This is a genomic window from Phycicoccus avicenniae, from assembly GCF_018139485.1.
Taxonomy (GTDB): Bacteria; Actinomycetota; Actinomycetes; order Actinomycetales; family Dermatophilaceae; genus Phycicoccus; species Phycicoccus avicenniae.
Map to the genome: position 1 here is coordinate 165,242 of NZ_JAGSNF010000009.1, position 16,793 is coordinate 182,034.

Sequence of the window (16,793 nt, forward strand, 5' to 3'; positions counted from 1 at the left end):
GGTCGCGGAAGGCGTCGTGCGGGTCATGGTGCCGTCCACTCGGTCTCGACGGGTGTGGCCGGGGAGCGCGTGTCGTCGCAGGAGACGTCGTAGGTCCGGCCGGACCCGACCGTCAGCTCCTCGGCGGGCACCGCGCGGCTGCCGTCCCCGGCGGCGTCGGTCTCGACGGTCCCCTCCCACCGGTCCCCGAGACCGAGCCCACCACGCCGGATCGTGCACGTCATCACCGTGCTCGGCGAGGCACCGTCGAGCGAGACCGTGACCCGGCCGTCCCCGGACCCGGCGTCGGTCTCGCTCACCGTCACCGTCGCCGTGCCCGTCGTCGCCCCGGCGGAGCCGTCGCGGGTCTGCCCGCCGCGGGACACGCTCGCGGCGACCTGCACCGAGCGGTCGTAGCCCACCTTGACGGTGTACTGCCCGGCCCACGGCCCGCGGCTCGTCGTCCGACCCGGGGGGTCCGCGGTGCCCGGGACCCCGCCGTCGACCGAGACGGCGACGTCGGCCTCGCGACCCGCCGGGTCGACCGCCACGGAGAAGGTCACGTACGGCCCGACGGTCGCGAGGACGGTGACGTCGACGGCGCCGAGCGGGCCGTAGACGACGTCCGAGGTCACCTGGGCGGACGAGGACAGGGCGCCGGTGTTCGTCGCGGTGAGGGTCACCGTCGCCGTCGAGCCGTTGGCCGGGACGGCGACGACCTCGTCGACCGCCCGCGGCTCCGCCCCGAGGGTCCACTCCCCGCAGGGGTCGCCGGACACCCGGCACGTCACGGTCACCGACTCGTCGCGCGCCGGGGGCGAGGTGAACCGCAGCCGGACCCGGCGGTCCTCGCCGGTGGCGGCGGCGGAGACGCCGGTGAACTCGCCCGGCGTGCCGACCGCGCGCTGCGAGGACGAGGGCCCCGCCGGGGACCCGACGACGTCGTTGGCCGCGGTGAGCCGGTAGGTGTACGTCGCGCCGTCGTTGTCGACCGCGGGCGCCTCGCAGCGGGTCGCCGTCGTCCGGCAGACCTCGACGCTGCCGCCCGGTCCGCTGCGGGTCAGGGCGTAGCGGGTGTCCCCCGGGCCGTTCGGCGCCACCCCGTCCCACGACGCGACGACGGCCTGGCGCGCCCCGCCGGCGAGCTCGGCGACCTCGAGGCGCGGCGCCGCGGGCGTCTGCGGGACCCCGGCCGACTGCCCCTCGACGGTGACGCCCGGGCCCCAGCCGGCGTCGTTGCGGGCCTTGACGGTGAACGGCGTCGGGACGCTGTTGTCGAGCCCGCCGGCGGTGACGGTCGTCGACGTCGACTCGGCCCGCCCCCCGGGCCAGGTGACGAGGTAGCGGTCGACCGCCGAGCCGCCGGTCGGGGCCGGGTCCCAGGCGACGGTGACCGTCCGGTCGCGCGGCTCGAGCACCCGCGGCGCGACGGGCGCGCCCGGGACCTCGTCGGGCACGACGGGGGCCGACGTCGCACTCGGCGGCCCGTAGCCCACGGCGTTGCGGGCCCGCACCGTGAAGCGCTGCGGGGTGGCGTTGCGCAGCCCGGTGACGAGGCACGGCGAGGCGTCGCAGACCTGCGTGCCGCCGTCCCACGCCACCTCGTAGGACTCGACCGGCAGCCCGTTGTCGACGGGCGCCCGCCAGGTCAGCCGGGCGGACTCGCTGAGGGTGGGACCGGTCTGCACCGGCGCCCCGGGCGCGTCCGGGACGCCGAGGACCTGCACCGTGATGGTGCCGGTCGTCTGCCGGTCCCGCCGGGTCGCCGACTCGACGTCGGTCACCGTGACCCGCAGGTCGACCCGGCCCGTCGCCTCGCGCGACGGCGTGACGGAGAGCGTCGTCGGGCCCTCGCGGCGGACCGTCGTCGCCGCCCCGGACACCCGCTGCACGTCGAGGACCTGGAAGACGGGGTCGCCGAGCTGCGAGGACAGGTAGCCGTCGAGGGTCACCGTCTGGGTCGTCCCCGCGCGCACGCCGGCGAGGGTCACCGGGGCCATCCGCGGCGGCTCGGCGGGGGCGACGCGCACGGTGAGCGGCGACGGCACCGCCTCGGTCCCTTCCGCGGTGACGAGCAGCCGCACGCTCGTGCCCGGCACCGCCGCCGACGACGCGCGCACGACGAGGGTGCCGTCGTCGGGCCGCTCGACGACGAGCCCCGGCACGTCCTCCTCGAAGGTCCCCGTGAACCGCAGCTCGTCCGCCGCGGCGGGGTCGGCCGTCCACACGTGGCACAGCGCGCCCACCGACAGCGGCCTCGACCGGCCGCCGACGACGACGTCGACGGGGGTCTGCGGGCAGCGCAGCACCGGGGTCTCGGGCCCCACCTGCACCGGCACGGTGAGCAGCGCGCGTCGGGCCCCGGCGTCGTCGGGGCCGGTCCCGGTCGTCACCTCGAAGGCGATCGCGGCCGGGCCGACGTAGTCGGCGAGACCCGTGACGACGAGACGCGACGGCCCGTCGGCCTCGACCCGCACGCTGCCGACGGGGGAGGCCGAGAGCCGGTCGGTCGTCGTGAGGGTCAGCGGTCCCCCGGCGGGGTCGAGCGCGACGTCCTCGAGGTCGAGCGTCGTCGTGCCGTTCCGGTCGACCTGGACCAGGCTCCCCGGTCGCACCGTCGGCGCACCGGACCCACCGGCCGGGACGTGCACGAGGCCGAGCGCCGCGGCCCCTCCCGCGTCGGCGACCTCGAACGCGAGCACCTGGGGCAGGTCGGTGACGGGCAGGGTCGCGACGCCCTCGGCGACGCTCGCCCCCGGCGCCCCGAACACCCGGGTCACGCGGAGCGGGGCGCCCGGGTCGTCGGGGTCGACGGACCCGGCGAGGAGGTCGACGTCGACCGTCGCGGCCCGGGGAGCCGGGTTGGCGAGCGCGTTGCGCGGCACCGGCGGCAGGTTCGTCCCCTCCCGGCCGCGGACCCGCAGCGTGGCGGCCGAGGACTCCCCGCTGGCGCCGACGATGGAGTAGCGCAGCGACCGCGGCTCCTCGGCTGCCGGCGCGGTCACGGTGACGGTTCCCGAGTCCGGGTCGAGGGACGCGGCACCCTCGCCGGTGCCCGCGTCCCCGAGCGGCTCGACGACGGCCCGCTCCCCGATCGGCTGGATGTCGTTGGCGAGGACGTCGACGAGGACGTCCGCCCCCGGGGCGGCCGTCACCTCGTCGTCGACGGCGACGACGGGCTGCGGGTCCCCGGGCGGGGCCACCGCGATCCGCACCGTCCCCGTCCCGACCTTCCCGAAGCGGTCGCCGAGGAGGTAGGTGACGTCGTCGGTGCCGCCGCTCGTCGGGTACGCCTGGTAGGTGACCGACGAGGGCGTGAGCGACAGCACCCGCCCCAGCGTCGGCGCCGAGGCCAGCCCGACGAGGGTCGTGGAGTCCCCGTCGGGGTCCGACCCGGACCCGGGGACCGAGACCGTGATCGTGTCGCCCGCGACGACCCGCCCCTCGATCGCCGCCGGCGCCGGCGAGCGGTTCGGCCGCTCGGCCGACGGCGGCGGGGTCACGGTGATCCGTGCGGTGCCGGTGGCCCGGCCGCCCGTGCCGTTCTCGACGAGGTACTCGACGGTCACCGTGCGCTGCGCCGTCACCTCGGGCGCCTGGTAGCGCACGACCGACCCGCTGACGTAGGCGGCGCCGGGGTCGCCGTCGACCGCGCCCCCGTCCGGTCCGCGGACCGGGAGGGTCCCGCTGCGTGCGGCCCCGGCGACCTGCGGGGACAGCCGCAGCGGGGAGCCGGCGGGGTCGATGTCGTTGTCGAGGACCGGCACGCTCACGTGGTCGCCGGACCGGACGGTCGCCACGTCGTCGACGGCGACCGGGGTGCGGTCGGCCGGCTCGGGCACCTGGAGCACCGACACGTCGCCGCTCGCGGTCCCGCCGGTGCCGTTCGTCACCGTGTAGCGGACGAGCACGGGGTTGGGGCGCAGCTCGGGGCGGGTCGCGGCGATCCGCAGCCACCGTCCCCGCAGGACGGCCACCTCGACGGCGTCGGAGGAGTCGGTCTCGGCCCCCTGGACGACGAGCAGGCCGCCCGCGGGGTCGACGTCGTTGGCGAGGACGTCGACGATCGTCGCGGTCTGGCCGTTGACGACGGCCTGGTCCGGCATCGCGATGATCCGCCCCTCGCGGTCGGCGGCGGCGCGGACGTCGACGCGCATGGCACCCCGGGCGAAGGGGGCGTCGCCGTAGCGGACCGTGTACGCGAGGAGGTAGGTCCCGGGCGCTCCCGCGGTCACGGTCACCGTGCCGGCCTCGACGCTCGTCTCGACCGTCGTCCCGTCGGGCGCGACGACCGCGCCCGCGAGCTGGAGGCGGGCGGCCGGCGTCGTCGGGTCCGTGCCGGGGACGTCGTTCTCGAGCGGGCGCAGGACGACCGGCGTCCCCACCTCGCCGCGGCCCACGTCGGGCAGCGGGGTGGCCGCCGTCGTCGCCGTCGAGGCGGCCTCGAGGACCTGGAGGCGCACCTCCCCCGTGCTCTCCGCGGTCCCGTCCGAGACGACGTACTCGACCGTCCGCGGCCCCGGCTCACCCGGGGCGGTGTAGCGCAGCCGTCCGTCCGGGGTGATGCTCACCGGGGCGTCGCCGTCGGTGGCCGCAGTGACGGCGACGGGGTCGGAGTCGGGGTCGCGCCAGTCGCCGACCACCGGCAGGCTCACCGAGCCGCGGTTCACGACGGTGACGACCTCCGGCTCGTATCCCTCACGCAGCCGGGGCGCGCCGTTCTCCTGCGGCCCGCGCGCCGCGACGACCACCCGGGCGGTCGAGCCGTTGCCCCGCCCGTCGTCGATCGTGTACTCGAAGGCGGCCCCCGACGCGGTCCCGGTCAGCGTGAGCTGGACCGTCTGGCCGTCCGGGGCGATCGCGACGCTCCCGACCGCCTCCGGGACGTCCGTGACCCGGGTGATCGACAGGACGCTGCCCGAGGGGTTGCTGTCGTTGTCGAGGACGTGGAGGACGCTGGAGCGACCGGGCCGGGCACCGAGCTCGTCGTCGACGGCCTCGGGTGGCCGGCTGCTGCGGTCGACCGTCGTCGGCTCGTCGGCGTCGTCCGGGGTCTCCTGCGAGGACGGCGGCGCGACGGCCTCCCAGTCGTCGAGCCGTTCGCCGTCGTCGAGCGACCACACCCCGCCGCTCGCCGAGTCGTTGAGGGCCACCGACCGGTGGTTGAGCCGCAGGTGCGGCGAGAGCAGCGTCGTCGCGTCGTCCAGCACGACGTCCTCCGCGGGGGCGCCGTCGCACGCCGTGGCCGCCCGTCCCGGGCTGCCGGACCACACGACGTAGGCGCAGCCGTCGAGGACGACGGGGGCGGCGGCCGGACCCGTGCCGCCGGTGGCGAGCGCCCGGGACGTCCCGTCCTCGAGGTCGACCTCGACGAGGCTGCGTGGCGTCGCGACGAGGACGCGGTCGCGGGCCAGGCCCTCCTGGACGACGCCGCCGTCGAGCGGCTCCCCCTCGACCGGCGTGCGGCTGCCGTCGGGGCGGGCGAGGAGGCCGCCGACCGTGTCGAGGACCACCGGGCCGTCCGGGGTGACGACGAGCCGGACGTCCTGGAGCGGGCCCCCGAGGGAGGAGGTGTCCCGGGCGAAGCGGCCGTCGCCGGTCGGGCTCAGCGTCACGAGGTCCCCTCCGGAGCCGACCGCCCAGGCCGTGCCGTCGGCGGCCGCGGCGACGTCCACGGCGAGCGCGTCACCGGTGACGTCGGGGGCGAGCGGCACGGTGGCGACCGGGTCGGTCGTGGAGGACAGCCCGTCGACGGCCGCGAGGGACGCGGTGCTCGAGGCCGACGCCCGGACCTCCCCGGTCTCGGGGTCGGCGACGACGGCCGTCGTGCCGCCGACGGCGAGCGGGGCGGTCGCGGGCAGCGAGACGGCCCGGTCGGTGACGAGGGTGCCCGAGCGGACGTCGACGGGGGCGACCGTCCCCGTGATGCGGTCCCGGGTGAGGACCGCGCCCCCGGCCTGGACGACGTCGAGCTGGTAGGTCTGGGCCGTCTCGCCGGACGGGAAGGCGGCGTCGAGGTGGGCGGCCGGGGCGTTGAGCCGGCCGAAGAGGCCCGCCCGGTCGTTCGTCACCCAGAGGGTGCCGTCGTTCGCCTCGAGGTGGTCGGTCGTGTACCCCGGACTGCGGGTCGCGACGACGGCGACCGTGCCGAGGACGAGGGCCACGACCGTGGCGACGACCGTGCCGGTCCGCGGCAGGCGACCCGAGGGCCTCCGGGCGAGCCGACGGCTGAGCGGCGGCCGTGCCGCGGCTCGCTGTCGCTCCATGGGTCCCGGTCCTGAGGTCGCTGGGGTCCGCCCGCTCGGATCCCGCGGCCATTGTGACGGATGTCGACTGCTGGGGCCTGGCGGACGGCGAAATCGGCGCTGATCGGCCCCGCCGGGGGACGCGGGTCCGCCCCGCCCGCGGGACGCGGACGGGGCGGACGGGTGCTCGCTCGGGGGCCGGTCAGGCGCGGTGCACCTGCACGACGCTCGGGCGGGGCCCGCCCCACCGGCCGCCGGAGAGCGACCCGGGGGCGACGTAGTCGGGGAAGTAGGAGTGCTGGTCGGCCCACGACCCGTCCTCCCCCGGGTGCTGGACGGAGACGAACACCAGGCCGTCCCGGTCGTGGATCACCGGTCCGCAGGTCTCCGCCTCGCGCGGGACGGCGAGGAACTGCTCGACCTTGCCGCGGTCGGGGCCCTCGAGGGTGACCCGGTGGAGGGCGTCGTCGAGCCCGATCGTCCCCGGCTGCCCGTCGGTGGAGACCCAGAGCTGCCCCGTGGAGTCGAAGGCGACGTTGTCCGGGCAGGAGATCGGCGACACCGGCCCGTCGTAGCCGCCGAAGTAGGTCCCGGCGCTGGACTCGTCGCCGCACACGAGGAGGAGGTTCCAGGTGAAGGTGAGCGACGCCGCGTCGTTCCCCTTCTCGGTGATCTCGATGACGTGGCCCTCGCGGTTGGTGACCCGCGGGTTGGCCTCGTCGACGCCGGGGTTGGACCCGACCCCGCGGTTCGTGTTGTTCGTCAGCGCGCAGTAGACCTTGCCGGTCACCGGGTTGGGCTCGATGTCCTCGGGGCGGTCCATCTTCGTGGCCCCGACCTTGTCGGCGGCCAGGCGGGTGAAGACGAGGACCTCGGCGACGCCCATCCCGGCGACCATCGAGCGGCCGTCCCGCACGAGCGGCAGCCAGCGGCCGGTGCCGTCGAAGGCACCGTCCGCGGGGAGGTCGCCCGAGCCGTCGATCTCCGACGCCGGGCTGTCCCCCTCGAACCGGGCGACGTAGAGGTCGCCCTCGGTGAGCAGGGTCTTGTTGTGGGCGCGGGCCTTCTTCCCGTTGCCGGGCTGCATCGTCCTCCGGGAGACGAACTTGTAGATGTAGTCGAACCGCTCGTCGTCGCCGGAGTAGGCGACCGCGCGGCCGTCCCGGGCGATCCGGATGCTCGCCCCCTCGTGCTTGAACCGGCCGAGCGCCGTGTGCTTGACGGGGGTGGAGTCCGGGTCCTCCGGGTCGATCTCGACGATCCAGCCGAACCGGTTGACCTCGTTCTCGTAGCCGGGCTGCCGGGCGTCGAAACGGGGGTCGACGGTCCACCAGGCGCGCCCGCCCGGGGTGCTCGGGATGCCGTACCGGGCGTTCTCCGGCGTGGCGTTCGCGACGAAGTACTGGTTGAAGTTCTCCTCGCCGGACAGGACGGTGCCCCAGGGCGTCGTGCCGCCGGCGCAGTTGTTCTGGGTGCCGAGGACGGTGCGGCCGACCGGGTCGTCCGCGGTCTTCAGCAGGTCGCTGCCCGCGGCGGGACCGGTGAGGGCGAAGGGGGTCTGCACGTGGATGCGGCGGTTGAGCCGCGCGCCGCGGACGTACTCCCAGGGGCGGCCGGGGGCCTGCCGGCGCAGCTCGACGACGGAGAGCCCGTGGGCGGCCATCGCGACGCGCTTGACGGTGTCGGCGTCCGTCCCGGGCGGGAACATGATGCCCTCGTTCGTGTACTCGTGGTTGACGACGGCGACGGCCCGTCGGCCACGGTTGCCGTCGAGCGGCAGGACGTCGAGGTAGTCGCAGTTGTAGCCGAACTGGCCGAGCTGGGACTCCTCGGTCTGGGCGGTCGGGTCGAACTCGGCGGAGTCGTCGAAGAGCGGGTCGCCCCACCGGACGACCGGGCTCCACGTCCAGCCCTTCGGGACGGTGACGGCGTCGACGTCGGCCGGGACCGGCGCGACGGGGCTGAAGCGCAGGCCCTTGCCGGTGCCCGCGGGGCGGCCCTTCGCGGACGCCTCCATCGACGGGGCGAGCGCGATCGCGAGCGCGCCGCCGCCGACCCCACCGAGCATCCGGCGACGGCTGAAGGCCCTGCTCGCGACGTCGCGGAAGGAGTCGTTGTCGCTCGTGTTGGGGACGTCGTGGGCGCACTGGTTGCCGCACTTGAGCTCGCAGGTGACGGCGGAGCGCTTGCCGCGGGCGTGCACCGCCATCGGCAGCAGGCGGCGGTTCTCGGGGGCGATGGTCACGGCAGGTCTCTCCCTGGCTGGTCGGTGGTGGTCCGGGAGCGAACCTAGGCAGCGCGGGGCCCGTGCCGGGGGTCCACGGGGCGAACGTCAGGTGACGGTTGGCGGGCGGGCGGGTGACCGGCTCGGAGGGCGCCGGTCAGGGCTCGGCGACGAGTGCGCAGCGCGCGGGTCAGGGCTTGGGCACGAGCCCGCGGGTGACGTCGGAGGCCGTCGCGGCGCGGTGCCCGGCGAACCGGCCGGCGCGCCGCTCGGCGATCGCCCGACCGGACACCCGCTCGGCGGCGATCCGCTCCTGGAGGGTGATGATGCCGTGGAGCAGGGCCTCCGGACGCGGTGGGCAGCCGGGGACGTAGACGTCGACGGGGACGATCTGGTCGACGCCCTTGGTCACCGAGTAGCTGTCCCAGTACGGGCCGCCGGAGTTGCTGCACGCCCCGAAGGAGATGACGTACTTCGGCTCGGGCATCTGGTCGTACAGGCGCCGGATCGACGGCGCCATCTTGTCCGTCACGGTGCCGGACACGACCATGAGGTCGGCCTGGCGCGGTCCCGGGGCGAACGGGATGACCCCGAGCCGGATGAAGTCGTGCCGGCCCATCGACGTCGCGATGAACTCGATGGCGCAGCAGGCGAGCCCGAAGTTGAACACCCACAGCGAGTACCGGCGTCCCCAGTTGAGGACGACCCGCACGGGCTTCGGGGCATGCTGCTGCAAGGGCCCGACCCGCGGCGTCGGGAGGTCGACGCTCATCCGAGGTCCCAGCGCAGCAGGCCACGGCGGGCCGCGTGGACGAGGCCGAGCAGGACGATGCCGACGAAGACGAGCACCTCGACGAGCGAGGCGACGCCGAGGTCGGCGTCCCGCAGGACGAGCGCCCAGGGGAAGAGGTAGACGGCGTCGACGGCGAAGACGACGTAGAGGAAGGCGAAGGACAGGTAGCGCACCTGGCTCTGCGCCCAGCCGGAGCCGACCGGGTCGACGCCCGACTCGTACGTGAGCCGCCCCTCGGGCGTCACGGCGCGGGGGGCGAGCATCCGCCGGCCGAGCATCCCCGCGACGACGAGGAGCACCCCGGCGGCCGCGACGGCGGCGAGCGCGACGTATCCCTCCATGCCGCCAGGGTAGACGGGACGGCGGGCCGGCCGCGCGGCCGTACGATGACCCGGTGGTCGCGGAGCGGGTGGTGAGCGCGCCCGCGGCCGACGACCAGGACGTCCGGCGCGGGACGACGTACGGGTTCCTCGCCTACGGCATCTGGGGCCTGTTCCCGCTCTACTTCGCCGCCCTGGCCCCCGCGGGCGCCTTCGAGGTCCTGTCGCACCGGATCCTGTGGACCCTCGCCTTCTGCGCGCTCGTCCTCGCCGTCCGCCGCGACGGCGCCTGGGTCCGCCGGGTGGTGCGGGACCGTCGGCTCACCGCCGGCATCACCGTCGCCGGACTGCTCATCGCGACGAACTGGACGGTCTACGTCCTCGCGGTGCTCACCGGCCGGACCTACGAGGCCGCTCTCGGGTACTTCCTCAACCCCATCGTCACCGTCGCGCTCGGGGTCGTCGTCCTCCGCGAGCGGCTGCGTCCGCTGCAGTGGGTCGCCGTGTCGATCGGGGCACTGGCCTCCGTGTGGCTCACCGTCGCCGGCGGCATCATCCCGTGGATCCCCCTCGCGCTGGCCTTCTCGTTCGCGCTCTACGGGCTGACGAAGAAGCGGGTCGGCGCCTCGCTCACGGCGATGCGCTCGCTCGCCGCCGAGACGGCCGCCCTCTCCCCCGTCGCCCTCGTCGTGCTCGTCCTGCTGACGACCCGGGGCGAGTCGACGTTCACGACCGACGGCACCGTGCACGCGGGGCTGCTCGTCCTCGCGGGCGTCGTCACCGCCGTCCCACTCCTGCTCTTCGCGGCGGCCGCCCGTCGGATCCCGCTCGTGACGATCGGGCTGCTCCAGTTCGTCACGCCGGTGCTCCAGCTGCTCGCCGGGGTGTTCGTCCTCGGGGAGGACGTCTCGGGCCGGCTGTGGGTCGGCTTCGGCATCGTGTGGGTCGCGCTGGCCGTGCTGTCCTACGACTCGGTGACGGCCGCGCGGCGGCACCGCCGGGCCCTGCGACGCCGCGACGCGGAGTGCCCCGAGCCGACGGTCTGACACCCGAGGCCCGACCCCGAGCGGGAGAAGGGTGGTGTCCGCGGAACCCTCCGGATCCGGCGGGAACGCTCCGGATCCGGAGGGTTCTGCGCAGACACCCGCCCCCCGGTCGGCCGACGCGCGTCAGCCGTCAGCCGACGCGGGTGACGACGCCGGAGGCCAAGGCGTGCAGCGCGTCCTTCGCCTCGCTCGGCGGCAGGCCGCTGAGGACGTCCTGGGCGCGGGTCGCCACGGCGAAGGTGTGCTCGCGGGCGAGCTCCATCGCCGGGTGCGGCCGCAGGAGGGTCAACGCCTCCTCCAGCTCGGCGTCCCCGGACAGGTCCCCGCGCAGCAGGTCCTGCAGCCGCGCGTCCGCCGGGTCCTGCGACGCCAGGGCGTGCAGCACCGGCAGCGTCCGCTTGCCCTCCCGCAGGTCGGTCCCCGGCGTCTTGCCGGTCTCGTCGGCGTCGGAGGCGATGTCGATGAGGTCGTCGGCCAGCTGGAAGGCCATCCCGAGCCGCTCGCCGTACTCGCGCAGCGTCTCGACGGTCTCGGCGTCGCAGCCGCCGAACATCCCCCCGTACCGCGCGGCGGTGGCGATGAGGACACCGGTCTTGTCCTCGAGGACCGACAGGTAGTACGCGACCGGGTCCTGCCCGTCGGGGCACGGGCGGGCGTCACGGATCTGCCCGGCGCACAGCCGCACGAACGTCCGGGCCTGGATCCGGACCGCGTCGGGACCGAGGTCGGCGACGATGTCGGAGGCGGTGCCGAAGAGCAGGTCGCCGACGAGGATCGCCGTCGTGTTGCCGTAGAGGGCGTTCGCGCTCGGGGCGCCACGCCGCACGTCGGCCTCGTCCATGACGTCGTCGTGGTAGAGCGAGGCGAGGTGGGTGAGCTCGACCCCGGCCGCCGCGGCGACGACCGCGTCGTCCGCCCCCGACCCGACCTCGGCGGCCAGGAGGGTGAGCAGCGGCCGGAACCGCTTGCCCCCGGCGCGGGTCAGGTGCGAACCGGCCTCGGCGAGGAACGGGTCGTCGTGGTCGACCCGCTCGGCGATGAGCGTCTCGACCCGCTCGAGTCCCGCCGTGAGCCGCTCGCGCAGCCCGTCGCTCGCCCCGGGCAGCGTGAGCACCGACGGGGTGCCCCGCTGCGCGGTGCCGCCGCCGTCCGCGGTCACAGCAGGAACGTCGAGGCGTCGCCCGCGATCTGGAGGGCCCAGGACGGGAAGACGCCGGCGACGACCGTCACCGCGAGCCCGACGGTGATCGCGACCGTCGACGAGATCGACGGGGTGAGCGCGACGACGCCGTCCGCGGGCTCGGTGAAGTACATGAGGACGATGAGCCGGACGTAGACGAACGCCGTGACCGCCGAGGCGAGGACGCCGACGACGACGAGGACGACCCCGGAGGTGCCGGACTCGACGGCCGGCGCGAACGTCGCGAACTTCGCCGTGAAGCCGGACGTCAGCGGGATGCCCGCGAAGGCCAGCAGGAGGAAGGAGAAGCTGCCCGCGACGACGGGGTGCCGGCGCCCGAGCCCCGCCCACTGCGACAGGTGCGACGCCTCCGAGCCGTCCTGGCGGACCATCGTGATGATCGCGAACGCGGCGACCGTCGTCGCGCCGTAGGCGAGGAGGTAGAACATCACGCCCCCGACCGCGGCCTGGGAGAAGGCGAGGACACCGACGAGGATGAAGCCCGCGTGAGCGACCGAGGAGTAGGCGAGCAGCCGCTTGACGTCGGTCTGTGTCACGGACAGCACGGCACCGACGACCATCGTGAGGATCGCGATGACGACGACGCCGATCTCCCAGTCCCACCGGTTCGCGCCGACACCGACGTAGACGAACCGCAGGATGGCGCCGAACGCGGCGAGCTTGGTGCAGGCCGCCATGAAGCCGGTGACCGGGGTCGGAGCGCCCTGGTAGGCGTCCGGGGTCCACGAGTGGAACGGCACGGCGCCGACCTTGAAGAGCAGGCCCACGAGGACGAGGACGACACCCGGCAGCAGCAGCCCGTCGAGGGCCCCGGAGCTGCCCTGGATCGCCGTGGCGATCTGCGCGAGGTCCGAGGAGCCCGAGTAGCCGTAGAGCAGCGCGGCCCCGAAGAGGAAGAACGCGCTGGAGAACGCCCCGAGGAGGAAGTACTTCAGCGCCGCCTCCTGGGACAGCAGCCGCCGGCGCCGGGCGATGCCGGTCATGATGTACAGCGGCAGCGAGAGGACCTCGAGCGCGACGAACATCGTGATGAGGTCGTTCGAGGCGACGAAGACCATCATCCCGAACACCGCGAAGAGGGCGAGCGGGAAGACCTCGGACGTCGCGTAGCCGGCGCGGGTCGCCGCGTCCTCCTGGGGCGAGCCGGGGGTCGAGGCGCCCATCGGGGTGAAGGCGTCGGAGCCGACCCCACCGAAGCGCTCGGCCATGACGAGCACGCTGATGAAGGCGAGCCCGAGCAGGGTGCCCTGGAGGAAGAGGGCGACGCCGTCGATGGCGAGCGAGCCGCCGAACGTCACCGTCCGGTGGCCTGGCCCCTGCCAGACGAGGACGACGAGGGCGAGCAGCAGTGCCGCCGAGGTGAGCCACACCTGGATGCCGTGGCGGCGGGCGCGCGGCGCGAAGGACTCGACGACGACCCCGACGAGCCCCGCGACGACGACGACGAGCATCGGCGAGACGGCGGCGTAGTCGACGGACACGGCCTCGTAGGCGGCGGGCATCACGGCGCACTCCCGGAAGCGTTGGCGGTGGGGGCCGGGTCACTGACGCCGACGATCTGCAGCGTCCGGTCCACGGCCGGGTTGATGAGGTCGAGCACCGGCTTGGGGAAGAAGCCGAGGACGACGAACGAGAGGATGATCGGGGCGACGACCCACTTCTCGCGCAGCGACAGGTCCGGCGGACCCTCGCCCTCGGGGAAGGACGGCGCCGGTCCGGTCATGACCCGCTTGTACATGAGCAGGATGTACAGGGCGGCGAGCACGATGCCGAGGCCGGCGATGACGGCGGCCGTCTTGTTCACCATGAAGGTGCCCTGCAGCACGAGGAACTCGGAGACGAAGCTCGACAGGCCCGGCAGCGCGAGCGAGGACAGCCCGGCGACGAGGAAGGTCCCCGCGAGCACCGGGGTGACCCGCTGCCAGCCGCCGTAGTCGGGGATCCGCTTGCTGCCGTGCCGCGCGACGAGGAAGCCGGCGATGAGGAACAGCCCGGCGGTCGAGAAGCCGTGGTTGACCATGTAGAGGGTCGACCCGGCGCCGCCGACGCTCGTCAGGGCGAAGATGCCGAGGACGATGAAGCCGAAGTGGCTGATCGAGGTGAAGGCGATGAGCCGCATCATGTCGGTCTGGCCGATCGCGAGCAGCGCCCCGTAGACGACCGAGATCACCGCGAGCGTGAGCACGACCGGGGTCGCCCACTGCGTCGCCTCGGGGAAGAGGGAGAGGCAGAAGCGGATCATCCCGTACGTGCCGACCTTGTCGAGGACGCCGACGAGGAGCACGGCGGTCGCCGGACGGGACTCCGTCGCCGCGTCCGGCAGCCAGGTGTGCACCGGCCACATGGGGGCCTTGACCGCGAAGGCGACGAAGAACCCGACGAACATCCAGCGCAGCGCGCCGGTGGACCCGTCGAGGTTGCCGACGAGGTTCTCGACGAGGAAGCCGTCGGAGCCCCCGGGCCCGGCGAAGTACACCGCGATGACCGCGACGAGCATGATCAGCCCGCCGGCGAGCGAGAAGAGGAGGAACTTCACCGCCGCGTACTGCCGCAGCGGACCGCCGTACAGCCCGATGAGGAAGTACACCGGGATGAGCATCGCCTCGAAGAAGACGTAGAAGAGGAAGACGTCCGTCGCGGCGAAGACCCCGACCATGAACGCCTCGAGGACGAGCATGAGCGCGAAGTAGCGCTTGAGCCGGCCCGGCTCCTCGTCCTCGACGTCGTTCCACGCGGCGAGGAGGGAGACCGGGGTGAGGACGGTCGCCATGAGGATGAGCGCGAGCGCGATGCCGTCGACGCCGAGTGCGTAGGACACCCCGAGCTGCGGGATCCACGAGTACGTCTCGGTGAGCTGGAACATCGCGCCGCTGCCGGTGTCGAACCCGACCCACGCGAGGACCGCGAGGACGAGGGTGAGCAGCGAGGCCCCCAGCGCGACGGGGCGCGCGGTCCGCACGACGCTGCCGGCGGGCAGCGCGGCGACGACGACCGCGCCCACGAGGGGCACGACCATCATGAGGGTCAGCAGGGGCAGGGAGGTCACTGGATCACCCACAGAGCACCGAGGACGGCGACGATGCCGGTGAGCATCGTCAGGGCATACGACCGGGCGTAGCCGGTCTGGAGGCGACGCAGCCTCGAGGAGAACCCGCCGACGAGCGCGGCGAGGCCTCCGGCGGCGCCGTCGACGCCCCGGGCGTCGGCGTAGACGAGCGAGCGGGTCAGGTGGACCCCGGGCCGCATGAAGAGCCCCTCGTTGACGGCGTCCTGGTAGAGGTCCTGACGGGCTGCCCGGGTCGCGACCGAGGCGCGCGGGGCGACCTCGGCGACGTCGTCGCGCCAGTAGCGCATCCAGGCCAGCGCCACGCCCGCGGCGATGAGCACGAGGGTCATCGTGATGAGGACCGGCGTCGGCAGGACGGCCGACTCCTCGGGGTGCTCGCCGACGACCGGCTCGAGCCAGTGCTCGAGGGCGTGCGTCGGGCCGAGCGCGAGACCGAGGAAAGCGGAGCCGACCGCGAGGACGACCATCGGGTACGTCATGATCCTCGGCGACTCGTGCGGGTGGACGTCGTCGGTCCACCGCTTGTCGCCCTGGAAGGTCATGAAGAACAGCCGCGACATGTAGAACGCGGTGACACCGGCGCCGACGAGCGCCGCACCACCGAGGACCCACGGCTGCCAGCCCTCGCCGACGAACGCGGCGTGGATGATCTCGTCCTTGGACCAGAAGCCGGAGAACGGCGGGACCCCGATGATCGCGAGGTAACCGAGGCCGAAGGTGGCCCACGTGAGCTTCATGAGGCCGGACAGCCCGCCGAAGCGGCGCATGTCGGTCTGGTCGTTCATCCCGTGCATCACCGACCCGGCGCCGAGGAACATCCCGGCCTTGAAGAAGCCGTGGGTCAGCAGGTGGAAGATCGCGAAGGCGTAGCCGACCGGGCCGAGGCCGGCGGCGAGCATCATGTAGCCGATCTGGCTCATCGTCGAGGCGGCCAGGGCCTTCTTGATGTCGTCCTTCGCGCAGCCGACGACCGCTCCGAAGAGCAGCGTCACGGCGCCGACGAGGGCGACGGCCAGGGCCGCGTCCGGGGCGGCGTCGAAGATGACGTGGGAGCGCACGACGAGGTAGACGCCGGCGGTGACCATCGTCGCCGCGTGGATGAGCGCCGACACCGGCGTCGGGCCGGCCATCGCGTCCCCGAGCCAGGACTGGAGCGGGAACTGGGCCGACTTGCCGCAGGCGCCGACGAGGAGCAGCAGGCCGATCGCGGTGAGGACGCCCTGGCTCGCGCCGGCCGCGCCCTCGTCGACCGAGGCGTAGTCGACGGCGCCGAAGGTGACGAACATGAGCATGATCGCGAAGGACAGCCCGAGGTCGCCGACCCGGTTGACGAAGAACGCCTTGTTCGCGGCCGTCGCGTACGCCGGGTTGTGGTTCCAGAACCCGATGAGCAGGTAGGAGGCGAGGCCGACGCCCTCCCAGCCGACGAAGAGCAGCAGGTAGCTGTCGGCGAGGACGAGCAGGAGCATCGCCGCGACGAAGAGGTTGAGGTAGGCGAAGAACCGGCGCTTGTCCGGGTCGTGCTCCATGTACCCGAGCGAGTACACGTGGATGAGCGACCCGACGAACGTGATGAGCATGACGAACGCCATCGACAGCGGGTCGACGAGCAGCCCGAGGTCGAGGTCGAACGTGCCGGCCGGGACCCAGCTCCAGAGCACGAGGTGGTGTCCGCGCTCCTCGGCGCCCTCGCCGAGCAGCTGGACGAGGACGAGCACGCCGAACGCGAAGCTCGCCCAGGACAGCCCGGTCGCGAGCGCCGGACCCACCTTGTCGGTGCGGCGTCCCCCGAGCAGGAGGACCGCGGCGCCGAGCAAGGGCAGCGCGACGAGCAGCCACGCGAGCGACGCGACGCCGGACGCGGAGCCCGCGACCAACGCCTCACCGTCGGCGGTGATGAGTGAGTGCACCAGTGCTC

At 74.2% G+C, this 16,793-nt stretch carries 9 protein-coding genes; 1 reads left to right on the forward strand and 8 read right to left on the reverse strand.

Features of this window, described 5'->3' with window-relative positions; all coding sequences use genetic code 11:
• Positions 1–23: 23 nt before the first annotated feature.
• From KC207_RS08130 to ndhC, 4 genes are all read right to left on the reverse strand, one after another.
• Positions 24–6,245: an Ig-like domain-containing protein gene (locus tag KC207_RS08130; protein ID WP_211602498.1), complete on the reverse strand. Its 6,222-nt coding sequence runs from the start codon at positions 6,243–6,245 to the stop codon at positions 24–26.
• A gap of 181 nt (positions 6,246–6,426) precedes the next feature.
• Positions 6,427–8,433, reverse strand: a complete 2,007-nt coding sequence (locus KC207_RS08135) for a PhoX family protein (protein ID WP_211602560.1) — start codon at positions 8,431–8,433, stop codon at positions 6,427–6,429.
• A gap of 205 nt (positions 8,434–8,638) precedes the next feature.
• The gene (locus KC207_RS08140) at positions 8,639–9,220 is read right to left on the reverse strand and encodes an NADH-quinone oxidoreductase subunit B (RefSeq protein WP_211602499.1); all 582 of its coding nucleotides are present in this window, start codon (positions 9,218–9,220) and stop codon (positions 8,639–8,641) included.
• On the reverse strand, positions 9,217–9,582 hold the full coding sequence (gene ndhC / locus KC207_RS08145; protein WP_211602500.1) for an NADH-quinone oxidoreductase subunit A: 366 nt from the start codon (positions 9,580–9,582) through the stop codon (positions 9,217–9,219). Before ndhC ends, KC207_RS08140 begins: the two co-directional genes overlap by 4 nt.
• Before the next feature lie 53 nt (positions 9,583–9,635).
• Between ndhC and rarD the strand changes: the two genes are divergently transcribed.
• Positions 9,636–10,607: an EamA family transporter RarD gene (rarD, locus tag KC207_RS08150; RefSeq protein WP_249138633.1), complete on the forward strand. Its 972-nt coding sequence runs from the start codon at positions 9,636–9,638 to the stop codon at positions 10,605–10,607.
• Positions 10,608–10,737: 130 nt separating this feature from the next.
• Here the strand turns inward: rarD and KC207_RS08155 are convergent, their stop codons facing one another.
• The 4 genes from KC207_RS08155 to nuoL are packed head-to-tail and all read right to left on the reverse strand — an operon-like array spanning position 10,738 to position 16,785.
• Positions 10,738–11,766, reverse strand: a complete 1,029-nt coding sequence (locus tag KC207_RS08155; protein ID WP_211602501.1) for a polyprenyl synthetase family protein — start codon at positions 11,764–11,766, stop codon at positions 10,738–10,740.
• Positions 11,763–13,310: an NADH-quinone oxidoreductase subunit NuoN gene (nuoN, locus tag KC207_RS08160; RefSeq protein WP_211602562.1), complete on the reverse strand. Its 1,548-nt coding sequence runs from the start codon at positions 13,308–13,310 to the stop codon at positions 11,763–11,765. Before nuoN ends, KC207_RS08155 begins: the two co-directional genes overlap by 4 nt.
• On the reverse strand, positions 13,310–14,854 hold the full coding sequence (locus KC207_RS08165; protein ID WP_211602502.1) for an NADH-quinone oxidoreductase subunit M: 1,545 nt from the start codon (positions 14,852–14,854) through the stop codon (positions 13,310–13,312). The genes nuoN and KC207_RS08165 overlap by 1 nt, the downstream gene beginning before the upstream one ends.
• Positions 14,851–16,785, reverse strand: coding sequence for an NADH-quinone oxidoreductase subunit L (gene nuoL, locus KC207_RS08170; protein WP_211602503.1), 1,935 nt, complete (start codon positions 16,783–16,785; stop codon positions 14,851–14,853). Before nuoL ends, KC207_RS08165 begins: the two co-directional genes overlap by 4 nt.
• Positions 16,786–16,793: the final 8 nt, after the last annotated feature.